Source organism: Marinobacter oulmenensis, from assembly GCF_014201735.1.
In the GTDB taxonomy this organism is placed as follows: Bacteria; Pseudomonadota; Gammaproteobacteria; order Pseudomonadales; family Oleiphilaceae; genus Marinobacter; species Marinobacter oulmenensis.
The window spans coordinates 1-1,164 of the sequence record NZ_JACHFE010000024.1 but is presented as its reverse complement, the minus strand read 5'-3'; the positions used below and the strand labels follow the sequence as shown (position 1 = coordinate 1,164).

General features: G+C 53.1%; 1 protein-coding gene. It reads left to right on the top strand.

Annotated elements, in window-relative coordinates:
• The first annotated feature begins 75 nt into the window (after window positions 1–75).
• Entirely contained in the window at window positions 76–1,020 is a 945-nt protein-coding gene (locus tag HNR38_RS17135) for an IS5 family transposase (protein ID WP_183706609.1), read from the top strand.
• Window positions 1,021–1,164 lie beyond the last annotated feature (144 nt).

Sequence of the window (1,164 nt, the reverse complement as noted above, 5' to 3'; positions counted from 1 at the left end):
CTAGGGAGACTCTGAATAAGTCCCCAAAATCAGCGATAATACGGCCATCGTCAACCGCATAGGATCGTTGCCACCATGGATCAGATCACCTTCTCCGAAGCCGAATACCAGACCAAGAAGCGCAAAACCCGCCGCGAGATCTTTCTGGAACGGATGGACAGGCTGATTCCGTGGAAGCAGTTGGAAAAGAAGGTAGCCCGTTATTACCCCAAGGGCCAGAACGGGCGGCCTCCCTATCCTTTGTCTGCCATGCTGCGCGTTCACTGCATGCAGTTGTTCTATAACCTCAGCGATCCGGCCATGGAAGACGCATTGTACGAGATCGAATCCATGCGCCAGTTCGCTGGCCTCAAGCTTGATCGTCTGCCCGACGAAACCACGATCCTTAAGTTCCGCCATTTTTTGGAGCAGCATGGTCTCGGCAAAGTGCTGTTCAAAGAAGTGAACAAGCACCTGGAGAAAAATGGTCTTATGTTGCGTGAAGGCAGCATTGTTGATGCCACCATCATCTCTGCACCCAGCTCCACGAAGAACAGTTCTGGCAATCGTGACCCGGAGATGCACCAAACCCGAAAAGGTAACGAATGGCACTTCGGCATGAAGATGCACATTGGTGTCGACGACACGCTGGGCCTGATCCACAGCATCGATACCACCGCAGCCAATGTTCATGACATCGTGCCCTCCGGCAAACTGCTGCACGGCGAAGAGCAGCGGGTCTTCGGTGACGCCGGTTACCTCGGCATTCAAAAACGGGCCGATCACAAGCACCGCGAAAACGTCTCTTGGTTCATCGCCAAGCGCCCTGGTGCACGGAAATCCCTGGATGCCGACAAGCTGAAAGCCGAGAAAATCAAAGCCAGCATCCGCTCAAAAGTGGAACATCCGTTCCGGTACATCAAGCAGGTGTTCGGCTACAACAAGGTCCGCTATCGCGGCCTGGCGAAAAACAGCAACCGGCTGCACCTGTTGGCCGCGTTCAGTAATCTGCTGATCGGTGAAAAATACCTGCTGGCGTAGGGCCAGTGCGCCTGTTTTCCGCCAAAATGGCGGGAAACGGGCAAGAAATATACAAATAACGAGGAAATAACGTCTGAAATCCGAGATTTCTGCTGCTTTGAATCAACATCGGCAAAAATCACCGGTTATTCAGACCTTCCCTAG

Coding starts and splice junctions, on each gene's coding strand:
- HNR38_RS17135 (WP_183706609.1), top strand. CDS start 76: ATGGATCAGATCACCTTCTCCGAAGCCGAATACCAGACCAAGAAGCGC.